The 3,942-nt window shown below is 28.5% G+C and carries 5 protein-coding genes; 4 read left to right on the top strand and 1 reads right to left on the bottom strand.

Going from position 1 to position 3,942, the window contains the following annotated elements; translation table 11 throughout:
- Positions 1-169 precede the first annotated feature (169 nt).
- The 3 genes from ACYC56_RS13005 (at position 170) to ACYC56_RS12995 (ending at position 2,133) form a co-directional block, all read left to right on the top strand.
- Entirely contained in the window at positions 170-1,024 is an 855-nt protein-coding gene (locus ACYC56_RS13005) for a tetratricopeptide repeat protein (protein WP_461374602.1), read from the top strand.
- A gap of 30 nt (positions 1,025-1,054) precedes the next feature.
- Positions 1,055-1,309 (top strand): hypothetical protein, encoded by a 255-nt coding sequence (locus tag ACYC56_RS13000; RefSeq protein WP_461374601.1) that lies wholly within the window; start codon positions 1,055-1,057, stop codon positions 1,307-1,309.
- Between the two features lie 254 nt (positions 1,310-1,563).
- Positions 1,564-2,133 carry a hypothetical protein gene (locus ACYC56_RS12995; RefSeq protein WP_461374600.1) on the top strand — a complete coding sequence of 190 codons (570 nt, stop codon included), beginning with the start codon at positions 1,564-1,566 and terminating at the stop codon, positions 2,131-2,133.
- Between the two features lie 73 nt (positions 2,134-2,206).
- Here the strand turns inward: ACYC56_RS12995 and ACYC56_RS12990 are convergent, their stop codons facing one another.
- On the bottom strand, positions 2,207-3,340 hold the full coding sequence (locus ACYC56_RS12990; protein WP_461374599.1) for a hypothetical protein: 1,134 nt from the start codon (positions 3,338-3,340) through the stop codon (positions 2,207-2,209).
- A 408-nt stretch (positions 3,341-3,748) separates the two neighbouring features.
- Here ACYC56_RS12990 and ACYC56_RS12985 point away from each other — a divergent pair.
- Positions 3,749-3,942, top strand: a 194-nt coding sequence (locus tag ACYC56_RS12985; RefSeq protein WP_461374598.1) for a helix-turn-helix domain-containing protein, incomplete at its 3' end; no start/stop codon positions are given.

The following is a 3,942-nucleotide window of genomic DNA, read 5'->3' as shown; positions in this document are numbered from 1 at the left end:
GCATTACGGTGGTGGGGACGAATCCCACGCTTTTTTATTTTAAAGTTAATGTTAAGGAAATAATCAATTCTATATTGGAATTTTAAAAAGGAAGGAAATTATTAAAATGCGCTATATTTATTTTTCTTTCGTGTTTTTTTTAATTTTTTCAAGTTGTTCAAGTAGCGATATGGAATTAAGGAAGGGGAAGGCAGCATTTGAATCAAAAGATTATGAAACTGCAATCGAATATTTTAATAAAGCTTTAAAACAAGATAATAATAATTATGAAGCTTATTTATGGTTAGGGAAGTCTTATCTAAATCTTTCCGGTGAAAACAGTCAAACAGCAATCGATTATATTAATAAGTATCTTGAACATGAACCTAATAATTCCGAAGCATATGTTTATTTAGGGGATGCTTATCAAGAGAAATTTATAAAATATATATATAATGACTACTTATTCAAGCAATCACTTCCAAAAGTATTTGGTAAAATTCATTTTAAAGTAGATACATTAAAGTTTAATTACAATGCAGTCTCAGATAAATCTATAGAATGCTACCAAAAAGCCATAAATATAAATCCTCAAGAAGCTTTAGCATATTATCGTTTAGGTTATGATTATGGATTTAAGAAAGAAGATTTAAAACAAGGAATTAATTTTTATGAGAAGGGTATTAAAATTAATCCTAATTATACAAATGTCTATTATCAGCTTGGATTGCTCTATAAGAATATTCAGAATTACACAGAAGCAAAAAATAATTTTCTTCTTGAAATAAGTAATGATTCTACAAATGCTGAAACATATTTTGAGCTTGCTCAAATTTTAATTAAGCAAAATCAAAATGAGGAAGCGGTTAAATATTTAGATACTTTTCTTGCAATCAATAAAACCCATTCCGAAATTTATTATCTATTAGGGAAAGCATACTTAACACCAAATAGAAATGAATCTATTAATAATTTTACCATTTCTGCTCGCATGAATAATGAGGATGCAAAAAAATGGTTAAAAAATAATCATATAACTTGGTGAATGTTTACCAAGATTTTAAGGAGTAAAATAATGATAATAATTGCACTAATAAGCTTTCTAATTGTGGCTTTTATCTATTCTTTTCTGGCAGCATTTACTAAAGTATTTTATAAGAATCGACCTGTAGAAAGTTTAGGTGCTTCAGCAAGAAATGTCCTGTATAATAGGGCTACAATTTCTGAACATTTTACTTTATTTTTCTCAAATTTCTTATCGAGTGTCGTTTCACCTCCTGTTTATATATTAGCAATAATATTAACAGGAATAATATATCTACTTAGATAACGATATGTGCAAAAGCTTTAAATTGTCTATTGAAAAATGTGATTAACAGAATGATAGTAATTCCTACGAACATTTTTCTAATTTATTATTCCAGGTGTGTTCTTTTCTTTATGAGGAATTAATCTTTGAGTGACTAACTTAATATAGAATAGGAAGGTCATATTGCAATCGTTCTCGATTCTATATTTGACCATGAATTTGGAGTAATAAAAGTAAGAGAGAACACTACGCATTTTTATTTTAAAGGAAAATTGATGAATAGATTATTTAAATTTTTTAATATTCAAAAAAAGGAAGAGAAAGATGACAAATTACTTTATAATTTAACCGGTAAAGCATTAGCATTTGCAGACCTTTCAAAAGATAATTTTATGTCAGTTTATTTCCCAAATGAGAAATTACACAAACGTGCAACTTTGTTAGAAGCAAGAATATGCTCCCTCTTTTTAACCGACTATTTTTTCTTTGTGAAAAATTTTAAAAAGGAAATTAGAAGAAGATTCCATACAAATTATATCCGACATATATCAATTTCAGCAATTGGTCTCTTAGAAAAAAATGAGTTAGAAAGCTTAATTAATTTTAGGTACAAAGAGTATGAAAAGATAGGATTGACATCAAAAGACATTCCTGAATTAATGCAAAGCTTATACAAGCTCTATATAATTAAAATGTATGCAAGTATAAATCAAGAAAAATTGATGAAATTACCTCCGATTCCACTGTGGGATGGAAATGAACAATTAAAGAATGAAATATTACTTACGTCAAAGGATGCAATATATATTACTTCTTTAGTTAAGGCATTGCATTCCTTACTATAATATTTTTATTTTCCCGAATTGGGGGTTAACATAATTTTAATTATATATCTATAACCCCAAATCGGGAAAGTACTTACTTACCAATTATATCATTCCATATTTTTATATAATTATCACTTAACTTATATATATAAATATTACCATTTTTTAATCTCTCCTTATTGAGTATCCCCTGTGCAAATAAATCTTCAACAGCTCTTCTTATTTTTGATTCAGAAAATATGGTAATTCCTTCCATAATATTCTCTAATGTTAATGATTTCTTTTGACAGCGCAATATTTTAGCTATAATATTCATTCTGACTTTAGGAATTGAAGAAAATGTTATGTTATGAAGTATGGTCATAGTTCTTTCTTTATTTTCATTAATACAAATTAAAGATTTATAAAAACTTGATAAAGCTTCTATAATTCGATGAGGTTTTTCTGGACTAATTACTTGTTCTATTTCACGATTGTATCCACTTCTTTCAACTATTGCTCTTCCAATTGAGATAAACTTTGCAAGTGATACAATCTTAAAAATATCTTCTTGATTTATTTCTATTTTTTGTACTTCATTTATTTTGTAGGTTAATAAATTTTGTACAAGATAAGGGACATTTTCCCTTGCATCTTCATTGGGTCTAAAATTTTGTAATTCTTCATTTGTCAGTTCTTTAGAATTATAATTAAAATAAAGAAATCTTTCCCCTAAGTCTGAAATCCTCTCTTTAACTTTTTCTATTACTTCAGTAACTAATCCGATCACTACAACCTTTCCTTTCCAAGATTCATATTGTCCTAAATCCATACCTGTACCAAGACCAGCTTCACCATCATACATTACTCTCAATTGATTAAATATTTCATTCCGTGATTTAGAGTTTAGACTTAATACAGTTGTAAAATCAGGAAATGCAATAACACCCTTCTCCTTTATTTCTCTTGGGACATATCCACCTTGTGCAGCAACATAACCTGAAAAAAGAAATTTCGGTGTTAAATTATGAAGCTTATGAAAATTATCTGTTTGATTTAATAAATTTAATAGTTCAGTCTTTCCGGATGAAGGTGGTGCTGTAATCATTATCCAAATCGGTCTGTTCAATTCAAGAGAAAGTGAAGTTGAAAGTATAACATCTATTATATAATCATTGCTATCTTCTAATATCATATATTTTTTAACTTCAATTAAAATATCGTTGAAAGTTTGGTTATGATTCATATAGAACTCTCCTTAAATTCTAATTTAAGCTGTTTAGTTTTCTCTTTCGTTTCCCATTTCTCTCTTTGAAGAAAAATTTTTTTTCCAAAATTGAAACTCCTTTCAATTCCTTCTTGAATCATTTTTTCTCTTGATGTGATATACTCTCTATTCTCACAATAAACAATAATCCATTTAAATTTATATTTAGGTGTCGGCGACCAGATGATTCCCCAGGTAAATAGTTAAAAAGTTCACATCATTCCCCAGTTACAGGTTCATTTGATTCCCCAGTTTCGGGTTCAGATGATTCCTCAGTTTCAGGTTCACTTTATTCCCCACCCTCTGAAGTAATTATTTATTAAAATCATTTGCATCTTTACCCCTCAAAAAAAAGGAGTAATGGTGTCATACAAGAAGGTGGTAACAATGGAATTATCCGAAATAGTAAGAAGAATTAAGGATGGCCAAAGTATAAGTGAAATATCCAGAGTAACAGGACGGGACAGGAAAACAATAAGAAAATATATCTCCCTTATAAAACAAGAGAATGATCTGCAGTCAGAAGCACTTTCACTGGATAAGTTATTGTCAATTGCCGAGAAGAGCAGAAGATCTTCCGA

Source organism: Candidatus Aquicultor sp. (genome assembly GCF_054640775.1).
Note: the sequence above shows the minus strand (reverse complement) of the source record. Positions and strands in the feature narration are given on the sequence as shown.